Source organism: Aeromicrobium sp. P5_D10, from assembly GCF_054049535.1.
Map to the genome: position 1 here is coordinate 227,937 of NZ_JBFUME010000004.1, position 23,350 is coordinate 251,286.

22 protein-coding genes are annotated in these 23,350 nt (G+C 64.7%); 4 read left to right on the plus strand and 18 right to left on the minus strand.

Going from position 1 to position 23,350, the window contains the following annotated elements; genetic code table 11:
• Positions 1 to 22: 22 nt before the first annotated feature.
• The 6 genes from era to ACXJKC_RS08920 are packed head-to-tail and all read right to left on the minus strand — an operon-like array spanning position 23 to position 4,624.
• Positions 23 to 970, minus strand: a complete 948-nt coding sequence (era, locus tag ACXJKC_RS08895; RefSeq protein ID WP_456696343.1) for a GTPase Era — start codon at positions 968 to 970, stop codon at positions 23 to 25.
• Entirely contained in the window at positions 967 to 1,305 is a 339-nt protein-coding gene (locus ACXJKC_RS08900; RefSeq protein ID WP_456696344.1) for a cytidine deaminase, read from the minus strand. Before ACXJKC_RS08900 ends, era begins: the two co-directional genes overlap by 4 nt.
• Positions 1,289 to 2,590, minus strand: a complete 1,302-nt coding sequence (locus tag ACXJKC_RS08905; RefSeq protein ID WP_456696345.1) for a hemolysin family protein — start codon at positions 2,588 to 2,590, stop codon at positions 1,289 to 1,291. Before ACXJKC_RS08905 ends, ACXJKC_RS08900 begins: the two co-directional genes overlap by 17 nt.
• Before the next feature lie 7 nt (positions 2,591 to 2,597).
• Positions 2,598 to 3,074 carry an rRNA maturation RNase YbeY gene (gene ybeY / locus ACXJKC_RS08910; RefSeq protein ID WP_456696346.1) on the minus strand — a complete coding sequence of 159 codons (477 nt, stop codon included), beginning with the start codon at positions 3,072 to 3,074 and terminating at the stop codon, positions 2,598 to 2,600.
• Positions 3,052 to 4,098 carry a PhoH family protein gene (locus ACXJKC_RS08915; protein ID WP_456696347.1) on the minus strand — a complete coding sequence of 349 codons (1,047 nt, stop codon included), beginning with the start codon at positions 4,096 to 4,098 and terminating at the stop codon, positions 3,052 to 3,054. The genes ybeY and ACXJKC_RS08915 overlap by 23 nt, the downstream gene beginning before the upstream one ends.
• Positions 4,099 to 4,141: 43 nt before the next feature.
• Positions 4,142 to 4,624 (minus strand): RrF2 family transcriptional regulator, encoded by a 483-nt coding sequence (locus tag ACXJKC_RS08920; protein WP_456696348.1) that lies wholly within the window; start codon positions 4,622 to 4,624, stop codon positions 4,142 to 4,144.
• Positions 4,625 to 4,712: 88 nt separating this feature from the next.
• On the opposite strand from ACXJKC_RS08920, the gene ACXJKC_RS08925 reads away from it, so the two are divergent.
• The gene (locus ACXJKC_RS08925; RefSeq protein ID WP_456696349.1) at positions 4,713 to 5,444 is read left to right on the plus strand and encodes an SDR family oxidoreductase; all 732 of its coding nucleotides are present in this window, start codon (positions 4,713 to 4,715) and stop codon (positions 5,442 to 5,444) included.
• Positions 5,445 to 5,447: 3 nt separating this feature from the next.
• On the opposite strand, the gene ACXJKC_RS08930 is transcribed toward ACXJKC_RS08925, so the two are convergent.
• Genes ACXJKC_RS08930 through hrcA form a run of 3 tightly spaced genes read right to left on the minus strand, consistent with a single transcriptional unit; the run spans position 5,448 to position 7,987 of the window.
• Positions 5,448 to 5,795, minus strand: coding sequence for an HIT domain-containing protein (locus tag ACXJKC_RS08930; RefSeq protein ID WP_456696350.1), 348 nt, complete (start codon positions 5,793 to 5,795; stop codon positions 5,448 to 5,450).
• Complete coding sequence (dnaJ, locus tag ACXJKC_RS08935) at positions 5,792 to 6,952, minus strand: molecular chaperone DnaJ (protein WP_456696351.1); 1,161 nt, start codon at positions 6,950 to 6,952, stop codon at positions 5,792 to 5,794. The genes ACXJKC_RS08930 and dnaJ overlap by 4 nt, the downstream gene beginning before the upstream one ends.
• 18 nt (positions 6,953 to 6,970) lie before the next feature.
• Positions 6,971 to 7,987 carry a heat-inducible transcriptional repressor HrcA gene (gene hrcA, locus ACXJKC_RS08940; RefSeq protein WP_456696352.1) on the minus strand — a complete coding sequence of 339 codons (1,017 nt, stop codon included), beginning with the start codon at positions 7,985 to 7,987 and terminating at the stop codon, positions 6,971 to 6,973.
• A gap of 114 nt (positions 7,988 to 8,101) precedes the next feature.
• Here hrcA and ACXJKC_RS08945 point away from each other — a divergent pair, with 114 nt between their 5' ends.
• Together ACXJKC_RS08945 and ACXJKC_RS08950 are read left to right on the plus strand one after the other, a co-directional pair.
• A complete protein-coding gene (locus ACXJKC_RS08945) occupies positions 8,102 to 8,506 on the plus strand; it encodes a hypothetical protein (protein ID WP_456696353.1) in 405 nt (134 codons plus the stop codon).
• An 11-nt stretch (positions 8,507 to 8,517) separates the two neighbouring features.
• Entirely contained in the window at positions 8,518 to 9,354 is an 837-nt protein-coding gene (locus ACXJKC_RS08950; RefSeq protein ID WP_456696354.1) for a DUF3097 domain-containing protein, read from the plus strand.
• A gap of 70 nt (positions 9,355 to 9,424) precedes the next feature.
• Here the strand turns inward: ACXJKC_RS08950 and hemW are convergent, their stop codons facing one another.
• The 7 genes from hemW to ACXJKC_RS08985 all read right to left on the minus strand — a co-directional run bounded on the left by hemW (position 9,425) and on the right by ACXJKC_RS08985 (position 20,748).
• Complete coding sequence (gene hemW, locus ACXJKC_RS08955; protein WP_456696355.1) at positions 9,425 to 10,606, minus strand: radical SAM family heme chaperone HemW; 1,182 nt, start codon at positions 10,604 to 10,606, stop codon at positions 9,425 to 9,427.
• A gap of 3 nt (positions 10,607 to 10,609) precedes the next feature.
• A complete protein-coding gene (locus ACXJKC_RS08960; protein WP_456696356.1) occupies positions 10,610 to 12,445 on the minus strand; it encodes an AMP-dependent synthetase/ligase in 1,836 nt (611 codons plus the stop codon).
• Positions 12,446 to 12,511: 66 nt separating this feature from the next.
• Entirely contained in the window at positions 12,512 to 13,147 is a 636-nt protein-coding gene (locus ACXJKC_RS08965; RefSeq protein ID WP_456696357.1) for an MOSC domain-containing protein, read from the minus strand.
• 102 nt (positions 13,148 to 13,249) lie between these two features.
• Positions 13,250 to 14,251, minus strand: coding sequence for a hypothetical protein (locus tag ACXJKC_RS08970; RefSeq protein ID WP_456696358.1), 1,002 nt, complete (start codon positions 14,249 to 14,251; stop codon positions 13,250 to 13,252).
• A 165-nt stretch (positions 14,252 to 14,416) separates the two neighbouring features.
• Positions 14,417 to 16,273, minus strand: coding sequence for a translation elongation factor 4 (gene lepA / locus ACXJKC_RS08975; protein WP_456696359.1), 1,857 nt, complete (start codon positions 16,271 to 16,273; stop codon positions 14,417 to 14,419).
• Positions 16,274 to 16,336: 63 nt separating this feature from the next.
• Entirely contained in the window at positions 16,337 to 17,947 is a 1,611-nt protein-coding gene (locus ACXJKC_RS08980) for a hypothetical protein (protein ID WP_456696360.1), read from the minus strand.
• A 35-nt stretch (positions 17,948 to 17,982) separates the two neighbouring features.
• A complete protein-coding gene (locus ACXJKC_RS08985; protein ID WP_456696361.1) occupies positions 17,983 to 20,748 on the minus strand; it encodes an Ig-like domain repeat protein in 2,766 nt (921 codons plus the stop codon).
• 204 nt (positions 20,749 to 20,952) lie between these two features.
• On the opposite strand from ACXJKC_RS08985, the gene rpsT reads away from it, so the two are divergent.
• The gene (rpsT, locus tag ACXJKC_RS08990; protein ID WP_456696362.1) at positions 20,953 to 21,213 is read left to right on the plus strand and encodes a 30S ribosomal protein S20; all 261 of its coding nucleotides are present in this window, start codon (positions 20,953 to 20,955) and stop codon (positions 21,211 to 21,213) included.
• Positions 21,214 to 21,260: 47 nt separating this feature from the next.
• Here rpsT and ACXJKC_RS08995 read toward each other — a convergent pair whose 3' ends face one another.
• Both ACXJKC_RS08995 and holA read right to left on the minus strand, forming a co-directional pair.
• On the minus strand, positions 21,261 to 22,364 hold the full coding sequence (locus tag ACXJKC_RS08995) for a heparan-alpha-glucosaminide N-acetyltransferase domain-containing protein (RefSeq protein ID WP_456696363.1): 1,104 nt from the start codon (positions 22,362 to 22,364) through the stop codon (positions 21,261 to 21,263).
• A complete protein-coding gene (gene holA / locus ACXJKC_RS09000) occupies positions 22,364 to 23,335 on the minus strand; it encodes a DNA polymerase III subunit delta (RefSeq protein WP_456696364.1) in 972 nt (323 codons plus the stop codon). The genes ACXJKC_RS08995 and holA overlap by 1 nt, the downstream gene beginning before the upstream one ends.
• Between the last annotated feature and the right edge of the window lie 15 nt (positions 23,336 to 23,350).

Consider the following 23,350-nt stretch of genomic DNA (forward strand, 5'->3'; position numbering starts at 1 on the left):
TACCCAGCCGAGACCGTTTCGTTCAGAAACCGAGTTTGCGCAGCTGCTTGGGATCGCGCTGCCACTCCTTGGCGACCTTGACGTGCAGGTCGAGGAACACCGGTGTGCCCAGGATCTTCTCGATCTGCGAGCGGGAATCGCTGCCGATCTGGCGAAGTCGGGCACCTTGTTTGCCGATGATGATGCCCTTTTGGCTGTCGCGCTCGACGTACACGTTGACCCGCACGTCGATCAGCGGCTTGCCCTCAGGGCGGTCCTCGCGAGGGACCATCTCTTCGACCACGACGGCGATCGAGTGCGGAAGCTCATCGCGGACACCTTCGAGAGCCGACTCGCGGATGATCTCGGCAATCAGGGTCTCTTCGGGTTCATCGGTGAGCTGGCCCTCGGGGTAGAGCGCCGGACCGTGAGGCAGCGTGCCGATCAGCAGATCCGCGAGCAGGTCGATCTGCTCGTCCGCGACCGCCGAGACGGGAATGATCTCCTGCCACTGCAGGCCCGCGTCAGCGCCGGCCTGCTGGATCGACAGCAGGTGGTCGCGCAGCTTGTCGGGCTTGACCAGATCGGTCTTGGTCGCGATCGCGAAGATGGGCTTTCTGCGCCCCTTGCCCTTCTGCAGCTGGGCGAGCTCACGGATGAGGAACTTGTCCCCTTCGCCCACCGACTCGTTGGCCGGCAGGCACATGCCGATCGTGTCGACCTCGGACCAGGTGGAGCGCACCACGGCGTTGAGCCGCTCGCCCAACAGGGTATGCGGCTTGTGCAGGCCCGGAGTGTCGATCAGGATCAGCTGGGCGTCGTCGCGATTGACCAGTCCACGGATCGCGTGACGCGTAGTCTGCGGCTTGGACGACGTGATCGCGATCTTGCCGCCGACCAGGGCATTGGTCAGCGTCGACTTACCGGCGTTGGGACGTCCGACGAAGCAGGCGAATCCCGAACGATGCTGTGCTTGCGAATCAGTGCTCATGTCGTGCCCACCCGTATGACCTCGCCGGTCGGATCAGCGATGTAGATGTTGATGCCGTGACCGGAAAGATCACGCACTGCGGTACCCCCGACGATCGGCTCCGGATTGCGCTCGGCGACGAACGCCGCGGCCTCGATGCCCTTGGCGCCCGACGAGACCGCCATCGCAACAGCCAGGTCGAGCGCGTCGACGTGCACCGACGGCAACGACACGGTCGAGGCCGCGTACGTACGACCGTCCTGATCGCGCACCGCGGCTCCGTGTTTGGCGCCGGTGCGTGCCCGCGCCGTTCGCGCGAGTGTCACCAACTTGCTGTCCTCAGGACTGAGATCCATGGTCAGTACCTTTCACGTCATCGATCAGGGGTGTCAGTCGACTCACGAGGACGTGGCCGATGCGGTTGCGGCGGCCGGACGGGCCCTCTGCCTCGAAACGTAGTCCCTCGACTTCGACGACACTGCCCCGGATCGGCACCTTGCCCAAATGCTTGGCCATCAGACCGCCGACGGAATCGACGTCCTCGTCCTCGATCGGGATATCGAACAGATCTTCCAGGTCGTCGACTTCGAACCGGGAGCTGACCCGCCAGGTGCCGTCGGTGAGCTGTTCGCTGCCGTCAGGTTCGGTGTCGTACTCATCGGTGATCTCGCCCACGATCTCCTCGAGGATGTCCTCGATCGTGATCATGCCGGAGGTGCCGCCGAACTCGTCGACGACGATCGCGACGTGCTTGCGCTGTGCCTGCATTTCGCGCAGGAGATCGCCGGCGGGTTTGGTGTCTGGAACGAACAGGCAGGGCCGTGCGATCGACTCGATCCGCTCGGTCGTCTCGGCGACGTGATTGTCGAAGACCCGCTTGGTGATGTCTTTGAGATAGGCCATTCCCACGACGTCGTCGAGGTTCTCCCCGACGACCGGCATCCGCGAGTAGCCACTGCGCAGGGCCAGGGACATCGCTTGCCGCAGAGTCTTGTTCTTCTCGACGAACACCAGGTCGGTGCGCGGGACCATGACTTCGCGGACGATCGTGTCGCCGAGTTCGAAGACCGACTGCAACATCTTGCCTTCATCGGTTTCGATGACCGAGCTGGCTGCCGCCAGATCGACGAGCTCACGCACCTCGACCTCCGAGGCAAACGGTCCTTCCCGGAAGCCCCGCCCGGGAGTCAGCGCATTGCCGAGCAGGATCAGCAGTTTCGGGATCGGTCCCAGCAGCCAGGTGATCCCGATGACGGGAACCGCAGACGCGAGGGCGATCGACTCGGCGTGCTGGCGACCCAGCGTCCGAGGACCCACGCCGATCAGGACGAAGCTGACAACCACCATGATGGCGGTCGCGACGCCGAAGCGCGGCCAGAGACCGTCGAGCTCATCGGCCACCACGAGCGCTACCAGGACGATGCTGGCCGTCTCGGCGAGAATTCGCAGCAGCAACACGGAGCTGAGGTACGCCGCCGGATCGCTGAGGATCGTCGACAGCCGCTTGGCCCCCGCTCGGCCTTCGTCCTCCAGCTCCTCGGCGCGCGCCTTGGAGAACGCCGAGATCGCGGCGTCGACGCTGGCCAGCGTCCCGGCCACGACGGCGAGCACGACCGACAGGACGATCGGCAACCAGTTCATCGTGTGGTCACTGCTGTTCTGGATCGATTCCGGCGGCGACCTGCTGCCACTCCAACAGGAGCCGGCCCTGGATGCCGAACATCTCTTGGTGTTCCTCCGGCTCGGCGTGGTCATAGCCCAGAAGGTGCAAGATTCCGTGCACCGTCAGAAGGTCGATCTCGTCTTGGGTCGAATGCCCCGCGGCCGGCGCCTGCTGCGCGGCGACCTGGGGGCACAGGGCGATGTCGCCGAGATATCCCTCGGGACTCTCGGCGTCGTCATTGCCCGGCGTGAGCTCGTCCATCGGGAACGACAAGACATCGGTCGGACCCTTTTTGCCCATCCACTGCTCATTGAGCACTGTGATGGTGTCGGGATCGACCAGCCGCACCGTCAGTTCGGTCGCCGGATGCAGCCGCATCCGGCGCATCGCGAATCGACACAGTTTGGTGAGACCGACGACGTCGACGTCGGTCCCGGATTCATCGAGTACGTCGACGTTCATGCGCTTCGGCACCTGCTTCATGTGGCACGTCGGAGTGGACGTTTCGGGTTTCGAGCGCTTCGAACTCGCCGTAGGCCGCGACGATACGACCCACGAGTTTGTGTCGCACGACATCGGCTGCCGCGAGGTGTGAGAAGTGGATGTCGTGCACGCCGTCGAGGATCCCTTCGACGACACGCAGTCCGCTCTTGGTGCCGCCGGGCAGATCGACCTGGGTCACATCGCCGGTGACGACCATCTTCGAGCCGAAGCCCAGGCGGGTCAGGAACATCTTCATCTGCTCGGGCGTCGTGTTCTGCGCCTCGTCGAGGATGATGAACGCGTCGTTGAGCGAGCGGCCACGCATATAGGCCAGCGGCGCGACCTCGATGACCCCCGACGTCAAAAGCTTGGGGATCGTTTCGGGGTCGATCATGTCGTGCAATGCGTCGTACAACGGGCGTAGATACGGATCGATCTTCTCGCTCAACGAGCCGGGCAGGAATCCCAGCCGCTCCCCCGCCTCGACCGCCGGACGGGTCAAGATGATGCGATTGACCTGTTTGGCCTGCAGCGCCTGGACGGCCTTGGCGACCGCGAGGTAGGTCTTGCCGGTGCCGGCCGGACCGATGCCGAACACGATCGTGTGTTTGTCGATCGAGTCGACGTAACGCTTCTGATTGACCGTCTTGGGACGGATCGTGCGCCCGCGGTTCGACAGGATGTTGAGACTCAGTACCTCTGCCGGCTTCTCGCGGGTCTCTGTGCGGAGCATCGAGACACTGCGCTCGACCGTCTCGCGGGTCAGGTGCTGCCCGGTGCGAAGTATCGTCACGAGCTCGTCGAGGAGCCGTTCGATCAGGGCAGCTTCGGACGGCGCGCCGGTGACGGTGATGGTGTTGCCGCGCGCATGGATCCGGGCTTCGAAGGAGTCCTCGATCAGGCGGAGAAACTCATCGGCGGGTCCAAGTAGAGCGACCGCCGGGACGCTCGACGGAATCGTGAACGTGTGCGTGGGCGCTTCAGGATGGGTGTGGTCAGTCATGTGGTCACAATCGTACGCAATGGCGGTGACAACGTGCCAATCGTCAAAGCGCGACCCCGCCCGAAAGCCAAGGTTGGACGTCCTCCCACTTTCCCGGCGAGCTGGCCGCGAAACTCGCGTTGAGGTCTGCCAAGGTCACGCCACGCAGCGACTCGCGCCAGGCGCGCTCGGCCGAAGCCATCACTTTGGCGATGCCGCACGGCACCTTGCAAGCCTCGCCCGTCGTGGGAAATGGTCCCTGCTGGCGGATCTCGGTACAGCGAAAAGCCGGGTCGAGACCGTCAATGGCCCGGACCACGTCGTAGACCGAGATCTTGTCGCCCGGGCGGGTGAGCAGATATCCCCCGTCGCGCCCTTCTACGGCGTGAACGAGCCCGGCCCTCGACAGCGCCTGCATGTGCTTGGCGAGATAGGTCTTCGAAACGCCGTGCAGCTCGGCAAGTTTGGCCACCGGGACGGGTTCGGTCACGGCGCTCAAGATCGCGCAACAGTGCAAGGCCCACTCGACTCCGGCTGATAACTTCACGCCCCGAGTATACGCGGACACCCTATGTCTGAGTATGGTAGAAAATGACTAGGATAAAACTTATCCACGTTAATTCGAAGGAGTCATCATGCGTATTGCCATCGCCGGTTCCACGGGTCTTGTCGGAAGTCGACTCGTCTCAGCCGCCACCGCCGCAGGCCACGAGGTCGTCGGGCTGGCTCGCGAGCTCGGAGTCGACCTCACCTCTCCCGAAGGCCTCGCGGACCGGCTCGCCGGCGTGGATGCCGTCGTCGACGTCACCCAAGGGCCTCTCGACGAGCCGGAGGCCAGCAGATTCTTCACCACCGTCGCCCGCAATCTCGGCGAGGCTGCAACGGCCGCCGGGGTGAAGCGAACTGTCGGACTCTCGATCATCGGGGTCGACGCAATGCCTGATTATGGCTACTACGCGGCAAAGCTCAACCAGGAAAAGACACTCCGGACCTACGCACCTGACCTGCGGGTGCTGCGAGCAGCCCAATTCCTTGACTTCCCCGGTCAGATGCTCAGCTGGTACCGGCAGAACGACCGCGTGACGGTGCCGGTCATGAAGACGCAGCCGGTTTCGATCGACGAAATCGTTCGCCTACTGCTGGCACTTGCCGACAACTCCGAGCAGCGCACGCTCGTAGAACTCGCGGGCCCCAAGGCCGAGATTCTCGCCGACCTGGTCCGCCAGGTCTCCGAGCAGCGCGGCGAGCAGGTCACAGTCGATTCCGCCGTCGTCAACCAGGCCATGGCTGACGGAGCGTGTCTGCCGGGCCCCGACGCCATCATCGCCGGTCCTGACTTCGCGACCTGGCTGGCCGCACAGGGCTGACTGTCAGCCGGGCAGGGGCACGTGGATCTCGCCGCCGAGCACGTGGGCATGCGCGTGAAAGACCGTCTGTCCCGCTGCCGATCCGGTATTGAACACAAGCCGATACTGACCGCCTGCCTCGTCGTCGGCGATACGGCGGGCCTCCGCCAGCAGAGCGATCGTCACGTCCGGATCAGCTGCGGCGAGGCTGCCGATATCGGGCTCGTGAATCCGCGGCACCACGAGAACGTGGACGTCGGCCTGCGGGTTGATATCGCGAAAGGCGACCGTGTCAGGTGTCTCGGCCACGATCGTGGCCGAGATTTCGCCTGCGACGATCTTGCAGAACAGGCAATCTGGGGCAGCCGTCACTTGAATGCATCCTTGATCTTGCCGAAGACGCCCTTGTGATTCGCGTCGATCAGCGGCTCGGGGTGTTCCTCGTCGCGCAACTTGGCCAGCTGCACCAGCAGCTCACGCTGCTGCTCGTCGAGCTTGCCCGGGGTCTCGACGACGACCTGCACCTTGAGGTCACCCCGGCCGGAGCCACGCAGGCGTGGGACGCCATAGCCCTTCACCGTGAGCGTGTCGCCGGACTGCGTACCCGCTGACACATTGACCCCGACGGTCTGTTCGGCGTCGTCGAGTTCGGGCGCCTCTGAGTCGAGGGTCGGCAGGTCGAGGTGGGTGCCGAGCGCTGCAGCCGTCATCGGCACCGTGATCTGGCAGAACAGCTGATCGCCCTGACGCTGGAACACCGGGTGCCGGGCCACGTTGACCTCGAGGTACAGGTCGCCGGCGGGTCCGCCACCGGGGCCGACCTCGCCCTCGCCGGTCAACTGGATGCGATTGCCCTGGTCGACGCCGGCCGGGATCGTCACCGAGATCGAGCGGCGCGAACGGACGCGGCCCTCGCCGCCACACTCCGTGCACGGATCGGGAATCACGGTGCCGAAACCGTGACATGTCGGGCACGGACGCGATGTACGGATATCGCCGAGCAACGACCGCTGGACGTGCTGGACATCACCATGGCCGTGACACGTACGGCATGTCTCGGGCTGCGAACCATTCGCGGCGCCGCTGCCCTCGCACTTCGTGCAGGTGACCGCGGTGTCGACCTTGATCTCATGTGTGACACCGAATGCGGCTTCGGCCAGATCGATATTGAGCCGCAACAGGGCGTCCTGGCCGCGCTGCTGGCGCGACCTGGGGCCTCGCTGCGCATTCTGACCGAAGACCGCGTCCATGATGTCGTCGAAGTTGAAGCTTTGGCCGCCGCCGAAGCCGCCGCCGAAGCCACCGCCTCCACTGCCCATCGGGTCGCCGCCGCGATCGAAGATGGCGCGCTTCTTGGGGTCCGACAGCACCTCGTACGCGATCGTCACCTCCTTGAACTTGTCGGAGGCGTCGGGGGCGTCGTTGACGTCGGGGTGGAACTGCCGCGCGAGCTTGCGGTATGCCTTCTTGAGCTCGTCAGGGGTCGCGTCACGTCCGACGCCGAGTGTTGCGTAGTAATCCTGTGCCATGAGTCCTAGGTTCAGTTTCTAGTTGTCAGCCAGCATGTGGCCGACGTATCGGGCGACGGCGCCAACGGCAGCCATCGTTGCGGGGTAATCCATGCGGGTCGGTCCGACCGTGCCGAGTGTCGCCAGGGCGAGGTCGTCGGGACCGTATGCCGTCGAGATGACGGCGGTGCTCGAGAGGCTCTCGTTGCCGGTCTCCGAACCGATGCGGACCGACAGGTCGCGAGTGGCCTCGCCAAGCAGTTTGAGCAGCACCACCTGCTCCTCGATCGCTTCGAGAACCGGTTTGATCGACGTGTCGAAATCACTGCCGAACCGAGCGAGATTGGCGGTGCCGCCCACCGCGATCCGCTCATCGGAACGCTCATTCGAGAACGTGTGCGTCAACGTCGTGACGATCGAGGTGACGAGCGGCCGGTCGCCCATATCGAATGTGCCGATCAGGTCGGCCAGCTTGAGCGAGGCCTCGGGTAGCCGCTCGCCGACCGTCGCCCGGGTGATGCGCGAACGCATGTCGGCCAGCAGATCCTCTGACGGCGTGGCGACCAACTCCACGATCCGCTGTTCGACCCGCCCGCTGCTCGTGATGACAACGAGCAGGACTCGCGATCCCTCCAGAGCCACGAGTTCGATGTGCCGGACCGTCGAGCGGGTCAGTGAGGGATATTGCACGATCGCGACCTGATTGGTCAGTTGGGCCAGCACCTTGACACTGCGCTGGACGACATCATCGACGTCGACCGCACCGGTCAGGAAGGTCTCGATCGCGCGTCGTTCGGCCGGTGAGAGGGCTTTGACGGTCGCGAGCCGGTCGACGAACATCCGGTAGCCCTTGTCTGTCGGGATACGTCCGGCGCTCGTGTGGGGCTGGGTCAGATATCCCTCGTCCTCGAGCGCTGCCATGTCATTGCGCACCGTTGCCGGGGAGACGCCGAGTTGGTGACGGTCGAGCAGCGAGCGCGAGCCGACGGGCTCCTGCGTTGCGACATAGTCCTCGACGATCGCCCGAAGAACGTCGAGCCTGCGGTCATCGGACATGAGGGCTCTCTTTCACTCGGTCTTCGTCAGCGCGTCGGATTGGCACTCTCGCGGGTCAAGTGCCAGTCTAACGAGGTGGAGGGAATCAGGGATACGCCCGAGGGTCATGTCGTCGTGAGCGGTCGTGAACACACTCTGACGTACACGCCGCGAAGCGTGACGTTGGACGACGGCACAACCGTCGCGCACGAATCGCAGGGAGGACAGATGTCCTCGGTGTGGTCGGTCGATCTCGGGGGTGGTTTCTTCGTCGAAGTCGCGCATCTGGGCGATGGACCGCTCGGCGGTGAGCTCGTCATGACCGTGACCTGGATCGGCATCGACGAGACCCGGCGCTATGTCGCGATCGGCGATCTCTACGCCGATGAACTGCCGGCCACGGTTCCGGCCAGCTGGCCGGTCGCGGTGGACCTCGCGCTCGGGCTGCTCGACGGCCAGGTAGAACTGTTGGGCGCCGACATCACGAAGGCAGATGTCGAATCGCTGCACCAACGACTCCTGGGAGCATTGCATGGCTGACGGAGCACAGCATGGTTGACCGGTACGGCAGCGACGTCCTGTCGGGCGACTGGAAGAAGCCGCCGCGTGGGCGATCCGAAGAGGTCGTCATCGAACGTGGCATGGTCATCGAGGACGCCACGACCGGCTTCTGCGGCGAGGTCATGGTCGTCGAAAAGGATCTCGGCATGATGATCCTCGAAGACCGCCGGATGAAACGTCGTTCATTCCCGCTCGGTCCCGGATATCTGCTCGACGGCAAGCCCATCATCGCCCGTCCGCCATCGGCGGCGACCAAGGCCACGGCTACCCGTACCGCGTCGGGCTCTCGCGCTGTTCCCGGCGCCAAGGCCCGGGTCGCACTGCCCAGCCGCATCTACGTCGAGGGGCGCCACGATGCCGAGCTCGTCGAGCGGGTGTGGGGCGACGACCTGCGGGTCGAGGGTGTCGCAGTTGAGTATCTCGGCGGCATCGACGATCTGTCCTCGATCGTCGACGAGTTCGACCCGGGACCGGGGCGTGTCCTCGGGGTCCTGGTCGATCACCTCGTGGCCGGATCGAAGGAGACCCGCATCGCCGAACAGGTCTCCGGGCGTCCGCACGTGCTGGTCGTCGGGCACCCGTACATCGATGTGTGGCAGTCGGTGAAGCCCGCGCGCCTAGGAATCGACGCCTGGCCGGTCATCCCCCGTGGCCAGGACTGGAAATACGGCATCTGCAAGGCGATGGGATGGCCGCACTCCGATCAGAAGGACATCGCGAGGGCGTGGAAACACATCCTCAGCAAGGTCGACAGCTACGCCGACCTCGAGCCGGAGTTCCTGGGCCGGGTCGAGGAACTCATCGACTTCGTCACCGCCCCCTCCTAGCAAGATGTCGGCGGTTCTGGGTCGATAACGGCGCCCCGTCAACCCAGGATCGCCGATATCTCCAGCGCGGCTAGTCGACGAGTTCCCGGACCACGGCGTCTGCGAGCAGGCGGCCTTGCTGGGTCAGGACAAGACGGTTGTCCGTCACGGTTGCCAGACCTCTTTCGGAGATGCTTGTCACCGTTGCTCGCGCCTCCACGCTCAGCGCGGCCAGATCCAGACCCGTCCTCATGCGAGTCTCCAGCATGATCTGCTCGACCCTGGCAGTTGCGATGTCGATCGTCTCGCCGTCCTGTCGGGGTGAGTCCCCCGCCGCGAGTCGCTGCGCATAGGCGGCAGGGTGTTTGACGTTCCACCACCGCTCCCCGGCGAGATGCGAGTGCGCGCCGGGGCCGATGCCCAGCCAGTCGTCGCTGCGCCAATACAGGACGTTGTGCCGACACTGGGCGGCGTCGTCGCGAGCCCAGTTGGACAACTCGTACCAGTCCAGACCGGCGGCGGCAAACATCTCGTCGGCCAGGAGGTACTTGTCGGCCGTCTCGTCGTCATCGGGCATCACGACCTCGCCGCGTCGTACTTTGCGGGCGAAGGCCGTCCCCTGCTCGACGATCAGGGCGTATGCGCTGATGTGATCGGGCTCGAGTTCGATGGCCTGCGCGATGCTCGTGCGCCAATCGTCCATCGACTCGCCGGGAGTCCCGTAGATCAGGTCGACGCTCAGCTGCTCGAAACCGGCCTCACGCGCCCACTTCACGGCCTGGGGCACCCCGGCGGGGTCGTGCGTGCGTTCCAGCGTCGCGAGGACGTGTGGGACGGCGGACTGCACGCCGAACGATATGCGGGTGAAGCCGCCGTCGTGCAGCGTCTTCAACGACTCAGGTGTCACCGAGTCCGGATTGGCCTCGGTCGTCACCTCGACGCCACCGGCCAGCCCGAAGTTGTCGTCGATCGCGGTCAAGATTCTGACCAGATCAGCCGACGGCAACTGCGTCGGCGTGCCACCGCCGAAGAACACCGTTTCGACCTCGCAACGTCCGAGGCGTGCAGCGGCTTGCCGGATCTCGCTGATCGCAGTGTCGGCGTACGAGGCGCGGGTCGCACCCTCACCCAGTTCGTCAGCCGTGTAGGTGTTGAAGTCGCAGTAACCGCAACGCACCGTGCAGAACGGCACGTGGACATAGACGCCAAAAGGACGAGGCATACCAAAAGCCCGCTCCCCATGGCTGGCGAGCGGGCTTTGGGTCAGGTTCACCGACTAAGCGTAGAAGGAGTCCAGAATCGCCTTGTTGTTGGCTTCGACAACATTGCGCTTGACCTTCATGCTGGGCGTGATCTCACCGGATTCGATCGTCAGGTCGTGATCGAGGATCGCGAACTTCTTGATCGTCTCCCAGCGGTTGATCTTGGAGTTGAGCTCGTCGATCTGGCTCTGCACGAGTTCACGGATCTCGGGCGAGTTGACGACCTCGGTGTACGACTTGCCTGCCATGCCGTGATGAGCGGCCCACTCCGTGACCGCATCCGGGTCGAGCGTGATGAGCGCCGAGCAGAAGTTGCGCTCGTTACCGTGCACCAGGATCTGGCTGGTCATCGCGCTGATGCCCTTGAACATGCCCTCGATGTGCGGCGGCGCGACGTACTTGCCCCCCGAGGTCTTGAACAGTTCCTTCTTGCGTCCCGTGATGAACAAGAAGCCGTCTTCGTCGATCCGTCCCTCGTCACCGGTGTGCAGCCAACCTTCGGCGGTCAGCGTGGACGCGCTCTCGACGTCGAGGTTGTGATAGCCGCGCATCACGTGCGGGCCCTTGATCAGCACCTCGCCGTCCTCGGCGATCTTGGCCTCGCTACCGGGAAATGCCATGCCGACCGAGCCGAGCTTGAAGTTGTCGGGCTGGTTGACGAACGCTCCCGCGCAATTCTCGGTCAGTCCGTAGCCCTCGAGGATCAGGATCCCCGCAGCGTGGAACCACTCCGCGATGTCGGGCGACAGCGCGGCAGCACCGGAGATGAAGAACCGCACCCGGCCGCCGAAACGATCGCGCACCTTGGAGAACACGAGCTTGTCGGCGACGGCGTGCTGCGCCTTGAGCACCGGCGAGACCGGCTTACCCGAGCGGACCGCCCGCGAGTATGCGAGCCCGACCTTCTCGGCCCACTTGAAGATTTTGAGCTTGACACCGCCCTCGGCTTCGGTCATTCCGACGATGCGGCCGTAGGCCTTCTCGAAGATGCGCGGCGCGGCACCCATGAACGTCGGCTTGACCACGGCCAGGTTGTCGACGATGCGCGGAACCCGACCGTCGATCGCGGTGGCGAATCCGACCGCCAGCTGGGTTGAGAGCAGCACCTTGCCGAATGAATGTGCCATCGGGAGCCACAGGAACTGCAGGTCGTCCTCGCTCAGGATGCCTGCGGCGACCATGACGGCGCCCTCGTAGACCCAGCCGTCATGGACGAGTCGCACGCCCTTGGGCCGGCCGGTCGTGCCCGATGTGTAGATCAGCGTCGCCAGGGAGTCCGATGTCGTCGCGGCGACGCGCTCGTCGATCGCCTGCGGGTTCTCGGCCAGGTGCGCGGCGCCGAGCGCCTCCAGTTCGTCGAAACTGATGACCCAATCACCGTCGGATGTGCCGTCGAAGACCACAACCTTGACGATCGAGGGAAGTTCAGAGTGCTTCTCGCGCAGTTTGGCGACCTGCTCGTCGTCCTCGGCGAAAACTACCCGGCTGTCGGAGTCGGCCAAGATGTAAGCGACGTCGTCGGCCATCGTGGTCGGGTACACCGTGGTCGTAGCGCCGCCGGCGGCCATGATCGCCAGATCGGACAGGATCCACTCGATCCGCGTGCCCGAGGCGATCGCGACCCGCTCCTCAGCCTGGATGCCGAGCGCGACCAGACCGGCGGCGAGCTTGGTGACCTTCTCGCCGGTCTGGGTCCAGGTCAGCGACTGCCAGTTCTCGTTCTCATCGGGATAGCGATAGGCCTCACGCGGTCCACTCTTCTTCACCCGATCGAAGAACATCGAGGAGACGCTGGGAGCACGATTCTCGATGACAGCGAGTTGTTCGGGAGTGACGACTGGAGCAGGCATATAGCGATCCTTCACACGTGGCGTACTGGCGGAATGTGGTGCCGATCACCCTAACCTACTTGCCGGTCACATAGCGGGGTCGTTGCAGAACTCATCGACCTTGGTCCGGATCGACGCAGACACCCGTTCTTCGGTGCCGAGCTGCCGAAGCAGATCACGGCGGGTCGTCAGCGCCCGGAACGCGAATCCGATCGTGAGGTCATGCGCACGGCGCTCCACGACCTCTATCGCGTCGCCCGCCTGGATCTGGCCTTGCTCGATCACCCGTAGATAGGCACCGGGTATTCCCATCTGGGTGAACCGCTTGACCCAGCTGTGCTCGTCGACGAACCCCTGGAAGACCGAACACGGGATGCGCACGCCGGTGACCTCGAGCACGACCGAGCCGATCTGCCACCTGTCTCCGAGGCGTGCGTTCTGGACGTCCAGACCGCGCGTCGTGAGATTCTCGCCGAACTCCCCCGACCGCAGCGCACGGCCGATCTCGCGCTCCCACAGGTCAAGGTCTTCACGGGCGTAGGCGTACACCGCCTGATCGGGCCCGCCGTGAAACTTCTGGTCGCCGATCTCGTCGTCGCCCACTCCGAGCCGGTGCACCTGCACGGCCCCGCTGACAGGACGTTTGTCGATAGCGCTGCGTTTGAGCTTGCCCCACGGGACGTCGACCGTGGGGCCGACGTTGATCGACTCGAGGATGGCCATGGATCGAGGGTAGACCGCGGACGAGTCAACGTTTCACCCCGTCGGGCGGTGCGCTGGCGTCCACGACAACGGCCGATCTGGACGCCAGCGCACCGCCCAAGGTCAGCTGCGACGGCGCTTGATCCATCGGTCGACGAGGTTCTTGATCGTCAGCACCATCCCGATCGCAGCCAGCACTCCCCACCACATGGCGCCGCCATTGAGCCAGCGCACTATTCCGCCGCCGAATACGAACAAGCTCAGGGGCAAGACGATCAGGTCACGCCAGCCAAATCCAACGTCGGAGTCGGCCGCGTCCGGCGGCTCGTGCACCACTGCACCGGGCAACCCTTCAACGGCACATTCGCCGCTGATAACGCGCAAAGCCTCCGTCGGCAGCTCCAAGATTTCGCACAGTTCGTCGAGCGGCGGGCTCTCACGAGACATCAGCGCACGGAGAGGACCGATCGACTCCGGAGGCAACTCGAGGACGGTCAGGATCTGGGCGGCATCCGCTGGGGACGGAAGCAGGTCCCGACGCAGCTTGTCGAAGTCCTCACCACCCACGGGCGTCCAACATGGCTCCCACACATGCAGCTCGACGGCTTTGCTACGTCGCAGTACGTGCAGCACCACGCGTCCTCCCCGACGGTGCAATACGACCGAGCCTCTCTTGGCAGTCGTGAAGACCTCGATGAGTTCATGGTCCGCACCCTCGAACGGTTGCACCCGAGCGAACACCGACCTCTCTCCCGTCCTGACCTCGGCCAGACGCACCTCTTCGAACTCCGCTTCGAAATCCAGGCCCAACCCTCTGGTCCGCGCGACACCCACTTCGTGCAATGGCTCCGCCGGGGACGGGCCTGCCGGACCCACGATCGAACCGTTGGCGACCTCGACCTCGTCGACCCGCACATCTGGCCAGGTGACGGTCAGTCGGTCACGTAGGTCGTCGGTTGTCAGGTCCTCATGCCCGACGACGCGCGCCAGCACCCACCCGGGATACGCCACGTCAGCACCATCGATGATCCAGCCGCCCACGCCGAGCTCTTCGAGGCGCGACTTCAGCGGCTCGACTGCCTCGGCGTCGCCGGGCACCGCAACGGTCAGGGAGTCATCAAGCATGCGCGCAGACTACTTCGTGACAGGCTCGCGCATCACGTCGCGGTGCGCTGGCGTCCACCCAGGACCTGGGGGCGGTGCGACAGCGTCCACCTCACCGCCCATCTTGGACGCCAGCGCACCGCCCACCAGAGTCGGTGGACGCCAGCGCACCGCCCACGGGAGGGGTTACTTCTTGTCAACGTCGCCGGTCGAGAGGGCGGCGATGAACGCCTCCTGGGGGACTTCGACGCGGCCGACCATCTTCATCCGCTTCTTGCCCTCCTTCTGCTTCTCGAGCAGCTTGCGCTTGCGGCTGATGTCGCCGCCGTAGCACTTGGCGAGCACGTCCTTGCGGATCGCGCGGATGTTTTCGCGAGCGATGACCCGGGCGCCGATCGCGGCCTGGATCGGCACCTCGAACTGCTGGCGCGGGATGAGCTCCTTGAGCTTGCCGGCCAACGAGACTCCGTAGCCGTAGGCGTTGTCGCGGTGCACGATCGCACTGAAGGCGTCGACGATCTCGCCCTGCAACAGCACGTCGACCTTGACCAGGTCGGCCGCCTGCTCGCCCGTCGGTTCGTAATCGAGCGAGGCGTAGCCCTTGGTGCGGCTCTTGAGCGCGTCGAAGAAGTCGAACATGATCTCGCCCATGGGCAGCGTGTACTTGATCTCGACGCGGTCCTCGGACAGGTAGTCCATGCCGATCAGGACGCCGCGACGTGCCTGGCACAACTCCATGATCACCCCGATGTAGTCCGACGGGCTGAGCACCGTGGCCCGGACGACCGGCTCGAAGACCTTGTCGATCTTGCCGTCAGACGGATACTCCGACGGGTTGGTGACCGTGATCTCCTTGCCGTCCTCCATCTCGACCCGATAGACGACGTTGGGCGCGGTCGAGATGAGCTCGAGGTTGAACTCGCGCTCGAGCCTTTCGCGGACGATCTCGAGATGCAGCAGACCCAGGAAGCCGATGCGGAAGCCGAAGCCCAGTGCGCCGGAGGATTCAGGTTCGTAGACGAGCGCCGCATCGTTGAGCTGCAGCTTCTCCAGCGCATCGCGCAGCGTCGGATAGTCGTCGCCGTCGAGCGGGTACAGACCCGAGTAGACCATGGGATTGGGGGTCTTGTAACCGCCAAGCGGCTCGGTGGCGCCACGGATGTGGGACGTGACGGTGTCGCCGACTCGCGACTGGCGCACTTCCTTCACACCCGTGATCAGGTATCCCACCTCGCCGACACCCAGATCGGCGGCCTTGACCGGCTCGGGCGAGATGACGCCGACCTCGAGCATCTCGTGCACCGCACCGGTCGACATCATCTTGATCTTGTCGCGGTGGCTGAGCTTGCCGTCGACGACGCGGACGTACGTGACAACACCCCGGTAGGTGTCGTAGACCGAGTCGAAGATCAGCGCGCGCGGCGGCGCATCGGGATCGCCCTTGGGCGGCGGGATCTCGTCGACAATCAGGTTGAGCAGCTCTTCGACGCCTTGCCCGGTCTTGGCCGAGACCCGCAGCACGTCGTCGGGGTTTCCGCCGATGATGCCGGCGATTTCCTCGGCATACTTCTCGGGCTGCGCGCCCGGCAGGTCGATCTTGTTGAGCACCGGGATGATGTCGAGATCCGCATCGATCGCGAGATACAGGTTCGCGAGCGTCTGCGCCTCGATGCCCTGGGCGGCGTCGACCAGCAGGACCGCTCCCTCACAGGCCTCGAGGCTGCGGCTCACTTCGTACGTGAAGTCGACGTGCCCGGGGGTGTCGATCATGTTGAGGACGTAGACCGTGCCCGCGTCATCACCGCTGGACTTGGTGAACGGCATGCGCACGGCCTGGCTCTTGATCGTGATGCCGCGCTCACGCTCGATGTCCATGCGGTCGAGGTACTGGGCCTTCATGTCGCGACCGTCGACGACCCCGGTGTGCTGCAGCATGCGATCGGCCAACGTCGACTTACCGTGGTCGATGTGCGCGATGATGCAGAAATTGCGCAGGATCTTCGGGTCGGTGGCCCCGGGCTGGGGTGCGGCACGAGAGGTCATAGTTCCCCTATCGTCCCACTCCCCGGCCCGCGACTCACCACCGCCTGCATGACGCCGGCCAGGTCAGTTCGGGGCGTGCACCCCGTTGCCCGCTCCGTAGTCCTTCTCCAAGTCGAACGTGCGTCGTTCGAGCTCGGGCCAGCTGCTGTTGTCGGTGTTCGAGATCCACTGCCTCACCAGACCGGTACCTGCTTGGGCGACCGCGTTATCGCCCCAAGGATCGCTCCACCACACCTTCGGTCCCGACTGATTCTTCACCGTTGTGCCCTGCAGGTAGTAGTCGCGCTGCGCGCCGTCGAACGGCGACGCCGGATCGGTCTTGGCGATGTGCTCGCCGGAATGTTCATCCCAGGGATGCCCCTTGGCCGTGCCGCCGTCTGACCCGTCGACCATGAACAATGTGTCGACCAAAGCGACGATTTCGCCGATGATCCCCGGAGCGTGGACCCGCGCAGGGTTGCGGATGCCGAACCACGGATCGAAGCTCGCGAGCTCCGTACCGTCAGCGGTCTGGATCCGGTTGGCCGACTCCCACACTTCGTACAGCGACCAGATATTGCTCTGCTGGTTTCCCGGCACCAGGACGTCGTTGTCGACGCACGTCATGTCGGGGATCAACCGGCGTCCACCGAAACCGTCAGGCAGATTGCTGCCGCTCGTCAGCACCTTCTGTCCGTCACACGAGCGGTCGAACTCATTGGCCTTGCCGTAGCGGGTCAATGACGATGAGATCAGCTCGGTGCCGTCAGTGCACTGGATCGCGTACAGCGTCTCGTGCGCATTGTTCTTGGTCGCGTCGCCACTGTGCGAGCCCTGATGGAACTTGATCAGGTAGTCGCACTTGATCGCATTGCCCTGGGCATCTTTGACGGCGACGCGCGGGTTCTTGCCCACGACTCCGACGTTATTGGCCACGATGATCTTGTGTCCGGCATTGTCCTCATGACGCGTCACGCTGCTGGAATGAGCCGCAGCATACGAATCCAGCGCCTCGGTGACATAGCCGAACGGGATCCCGCGGCTTTTACTGGCGTCGGCATCGATGAAATCGGTCACCCAGTTGTAGATGTCGGAGGTCGCGGGATCGTCACCGTGCTCATGGCCGTACGTACAGGAGGCACCCGTTGCGGGGTCGATATCGGTCGCCGGATGCCACGACGGATAGAGCTTGCCTTCCGGCCCGACGACGCTGTACTTCCTGTGCAGCGATACCGGGCAGGTATCCAGCGCGGTAGGCGTCCAGTTGCGTTCGGCGTACGCCTTTGACGGTGGAGGCCCGGCCGGCACTGTCGGCGTGGGTGCCGTCGGGGTCGGCGTCGGCTTCGGTGCCGCTGCACGCTTCAGCGTGATCGCAACTGAACGAGTCGAGATCTTCTTCGGCTTCTTCTCCGCGATGCGGACATAAGCGTCCCTCTTGCCGCCCCGCGGGATCGCGGCGAACTGCCTCGAAGTCAACGTCACCGAGTAGGTCTTTGACTTCTTGGACCCGACCGCATACGACTTCTTGGTCGAATCCTTGCCCGCGACCTTGAGCCGGAGCGAGCCTGTGCAGCTCTTGGAGGAGCCGCAACGAACCACGATCTTGGCGACCCGCTTCTCCGAGACCGTCGCGGTGCTCGAAACCTTCAGCGCTGACGATGTCTTGGCCTCTGCGGCGACGGGGACAGCCAGCACCCCCAGCACCAATCCCCCTGTGAGCAACCCGCGTATCACTTCTGCACGACCTTCCGGATCTTCGAGGTGGCCTTGGTGACCATGCCCGAACCGACGTAGACGACCGAGAGCTTCTTGGTGCCCTTGGAGGTGAACTTCGGCAGCTTGTAGCGCGCCTTGCCGCCCTTCAATGTGAGCGTCTTGACGACCTTCGAGCCGACCCTGACCTGGACCTTTCCGGTCGGGACGACGCCCTTGGCGGTCACCTTGACGGTCACCGTCGCCCGCTGTCCGCCCTTGAGTGTGCTGCGCGACCTAGTGAGCCCGACCTTGGACCGAGCCTTCGCCACCGTGACAGAGATATTGCGCTCGGCACCGCGGTTCTTGGCATCACCGCTGTAGACGAGTGTCAGAGTGTGTGATCCCGGTGCGAGAGCCTTCGCGCCGAGGCGGATGCTGTACTCGCCGTATCCGATCGCCGAACGGCCCAGTACGACGCTGCCCTTGCGAACCTCGACCGTGCCACTCGGGATGTCGTCGCTGCTGCGAATCTCTCCCGAGATCGCGGCCGAAGCCGTGCCGTAGACGAGAGCGGGCGACGGGGACGGCTTGACGACCGCATTGCTGCCGACAACCAGCGTCTGAGCGCCGGAGGCCGAGCCGGCCAGGACGTCGGTGCCGCTGTATTCGGCCGACACCTCCGGCTCGGAACGCGATGACCAGGTTGTAGTGCAGACGGCATCCCCACTGCTGAGCGCGATCGTCTTACAACCCGTGATCGCCTCCCCATCGCTGAGGAATGTGACCGTGCCTGAATCCGCGGAAGCAGCGTCCGCATCGGCGACCGAAGCCCGCAACTGGACAAGCTGACCCGGCTTCGGATCGCTCAGCGAGGACTGCAGCGCCGTCGTGGTCGCAGTCTTGACCACGGCGAACCCCGCACCCTGCTCGGACGATTTGAGCCTGGGCGATCCGTGGTATTTCGCGACGACCTCGCCGCTGACCTCCTCGGCGAAGGACGCGGTACAACTGACCGAACCGTTGGCGACCGGCAGCGTGGAGCATCCGTCGATCTCGGTGCCGGCCAGTGCGAACGACACAGTGCCCTCGGCCAGCGGTGTCTGATCGCCGATCTGCTTGGTCACCGTGGCCGTGAACGTCACATCTTTCGTGGGCGCGACGGAGGTCGGACTCGTGATCGTCGTCTTGGTGACGAGCTTGCCCATCAGGGCGACCACGAGTTCACCGTTCTGCGTTGTGGCGCCTCGGGCGGCGAAGTCACCCGCGGCCACGAGGTCGCGCACACCGTTGCCGTCGAAGTCACCGATGACGCCTACTTGGCGACCGAAGCGGTCTCCTGCCTTCAGCCCGTCGATGCGGTAACCGTCGGCTTCGGTCAGTGCCGCGAGCTCCTGCACAGATCCGCTGGTCCTGCCGTGGACGACGTAGGTCGCGCCCGCATTGCTCATCGTCGCGGCGGAATCGGCTGGGTTGACCGGGTCGAATCCCCACGAGCCGAGCGCAAGATCAGGCACGCCGTCGTCGTTGACGTCACCGATGCCGGCTACCGAATAGGCCGTCGAATCGCTCGGGGCGACACCGTTGATCCAGTAGCCCCGACGGGTGGGAGTTGTGCAGGTTGCGGCCGGTTCTGCCGCAGGGCAGGTGAAGACCGCCTGGCCGTTCGCTGCCAGCGGATCGGTGTAGACCGTGTCGGACGACGCCGATCCAAGCACCACGGCCGCGCCACCCGTACGAGGGCCGGTGACGGCATTCGTCACGCCGTCGGCACCTATCAACAGATCGGCCAGGCCATCACCGTCGATATCACCGGCCGCCGAGACCGAGACACCCAGGCGATCGCGCTGGCGCTGAGGGCCGAAAATCTTGAAGCCCTTCGTGCCAAGCGTCAGCAGGTCGATATTGCCGGTCTCACCGCCGAAGACGACATAGGCAGCACCGGGGACCGCGACCGAGGTACCCCACGGCGTCGAGGTGTACGAACCGAGAACGAAGTCGTCGATGCCATCGCCGTTGACATCGCCGGCCCGCGCGACGGCGCCCATCCGCTCGTCGGCGAGCGCTCCGTCGACAGACAGCAGCACCTCTCCGGCAGCCGGCGTACTGACGTTGACGTCCGAGATGTCGTCGCGGCCGGCGATGATCCAGACCTTGCCGTTGTTATTGCGTCCTTGGGTGTCGGCCACGACTGCCGACACGGCGAAATCGTCCAGGCCGTCCTTGTTGATGTCACCGACGGCCCCCATCGAGAATGACAGGTTGGAGCGGTCGCTCGACGAGGTGAAGTTCTCCTTGACGATGAAACCTCGATCGCCGATCGCATCGAGGCTCAGGCCGGTGAACTGTTCGGCACCGAAGATCACGAATGCCCGGTTGTTGATGTAGTCGCCGATACCGAAGTCGTCGAATCCGTCGCCGTTGACATCGCCGAGGCAGCCGACCGAGAAGCCGACGGAGTCATTGGCCTTGTAGCCGTCGATCCGGATCGCACCTGCCGATGCCGGGTCCGCCAGGTCGCCACCACGAGCATCCTCACCACCCAGCACGACATAGGCCGCACCGACATTGCTTGTCGCGCCCTTGTCCCAGAACCACGCGCCGACCACCGCATCGTCCAGATCGTCACCATTGACGTCACACACCCCGTTGCTGACGGCGTTGCCGGTCGCGCTCGACGGGTCACCGGTCAGGCGCAGCAACTCCGCGGGGCCTCCCGCTTCCGGTGTGGGGAGGGCTTGAGCTGGCAGAGCTGTCACACTGAGCGCAAGCGCCAGGGACAACAACACGGGTGACCGCTTCACGAGGGAATCCTTTTCGCATACTGAGGGTTGCCTAAATTAGGTAAGGCTCACCATAGAGCACCGCACAGCAAGGGTGATCGGGATCCCCCGTCCACCGATTTGAGGCCGCGGGTCAACGACTGGTAGACTTGGCAATCGCGTGTTCCGGCACGTCCAATGACTTTTCATCACTGAAGTTCCACTCGAGAGAAACAGGTTTGCCCCGTGGCGAATATCAAGTCGCAGATCAAGCGCAACCGTCAGAACGAGCTTGCCCGCGAGCGCAACAAGTCTGTGCGCTCGGCGCTGAAGACGGCCATCCGCCGCTTCGACGAAGCCGCTGAGGCAGGCAACGCCGACGAGGCCAAGGCCCTGGCTTCCGAGGCCAACCGCAAGCTCGACAAGGCTGCGACCAAGAAGGTCATCCACAAGAACCAGGCAGCCAACCGCAAGTCGGCCATTGCCAAGAAGGCCGCCGCTCTCTGAGGCGACGCCATTGATTCAACGCCCCGGACTGGTGCCGGGGCGTTTTTTCATGCCCGCCGGCCGACGCTGAGCAGGCGCACCGCCGACTCGAGCGGGCCACGACCGACGAACCGCTGCCACAGCAGCGCGAATGCGCACAGCACGACGACCTGCAGGAGCCACTGCTGATAGCCGAATTCGTTCAGTTGCAGATCGAGCCGCCAAGTCCACAGAACATGCACGGTGTACAACGTCAACGTCATCGAACCGGCGGCACGTAACGGCGCCAGCACCGAGCTGATCTGCTGCAGCCGAACCGCGAGCGCACACAGCCCGATCACGGCCACGGCCGAACCCGTCGCACTGATGACGTTGAGCGGCCTCGACGTGTGCTCCCCCACGAGCCAGAGTTCATGCCACGACGCCGGCTCGTACGGATACGGCGCGCGGGCGAACAGCAACTGCCAGCCCTCATACGACCACCCGTCGAATGCCCCACGGGCGATTCCGATCCAACCGATGCCCAGAGTCACCGCGACCATCGCCATACCGGAGACGACCAGCCAGACCCCCGTGCGAAGACTCGACAGGTCGAGCCGTCCGATTGCCAGCCCGACGAGGACATAGACGAACCAGACCGCGGCTGGATAGGCACCCCAGACCAGCAACTCGGTCAGCAGCGACCAAGGCGGCAGCAGATCGCCCACCGCCGCCTGATCGGAAATGACCGGACTGTGGTGAATCTGCAACCACAGCAGCCCGGTCGGCACGATGACTGCCCAGGCCGACGCGATGGCCAGGAGCACACGGGGCGGCAGAGCACGAAATGGGAGCGCCGCCACGATCATGAGGCCGTAGAAGGCCAGGATCACGTAGACGGGCATATCGTCCAGCGAGCCGAGCGCTAGCCCGAGGACGATCAGGACCGCTCCTCGGATGCACGTCGCACGAACGGACCCGGCACCCTGCAGATCACGGCGATACACCAATGTCAGCGCCACCCCAGCGAGCATCGCGAACAGCGGTGCGGCCCGGCCACCTGCGATAACGTCGCCCCACGGCAGATCACCGCCTGTCGGCACCGGTCCGAGGTGGATCAGCATCATCCCGATCAGGGCGACCCCTCTGGCAAGGTCGACCGCGTCGACCCGACGCATCTGGCCGCCGGCCATCAGCGACGGCGTTGAGCGGCGACCTGAAGCACCATGCGCTCGACTGCGAACGCGGGATCGGCCGCGCCGCCCTTGACGTCGAGATCAGCTTGCGCGACGGCGGCGATCGCCGCCGCGAGACCGGCAGGTTCCCAACCGCGCAATTGTCCGCGCAGCGCGCGGATCTTGAACGGCGGGACGCCGATGTGCCCGGCCAATTCATTGTCGCGCATGCTGCCGGGTGCGCTGGCGAGTTTGGCGAGCGACCGAAGGCCCGTGGCCATCGCGCTCGTGATGAGCACCGGGGCGACCTTCGCGGTCTCTGCCCACCGCGCCTGCTCCAGTGCGATGTTGATCCGCCCGTCGATCGTGGCGTCGGCGATCTCGTAGCCACGGACATCTGCGCGGCCACCGAAGTATTGCCGCACCAAGGACGCGGAGATAGCCGTGCCCTTCTCCAGATTCGCCACCAATTGGTCGGCGGCACCGGCCAACGCCCGTAGGTCCTGTCCGACGGCCGCGACCAACAGCGCGGCGGCTTCCTCGTCGATGCTCGCACCCAGGCTTCGGACTTCGCCGTAGATCCACTGGGCGTAATCGCGCTCGTACTTGGGCTGTTCGACCTTGACCTCGGTCACCGAGGACACTTTGCGCAGCTTGTCGAGCAGGCCTTTGCCCTTCTGCCCCCCGCTGTGCACCAGGATCACCGCGACGTCAGGCGATGGGTCGGCCACATAGGCCAGCAGCTCGGTCTGGGCGACGTCGGGCAGATCCTGCAGTTCGGTCAGCACCACGGCGCTGGCATCACTGAACAGGGAAGGGCTGGTCAGGCCGGCGAGTTCACCCGGTTGCAGGCCAGATGAGGTCGACGTGGCGATCTCGACTTCAGGCTGCTCGGCGGTGACAACCTTGGTGGCCTTGAGCCGGGTGCGGTCGGCCAAGAACTCGGCATTGCCGGTGATGAGCAGGATCTTGCCAAATGCCGAAGCCACGAGGTCAGCCTAGTG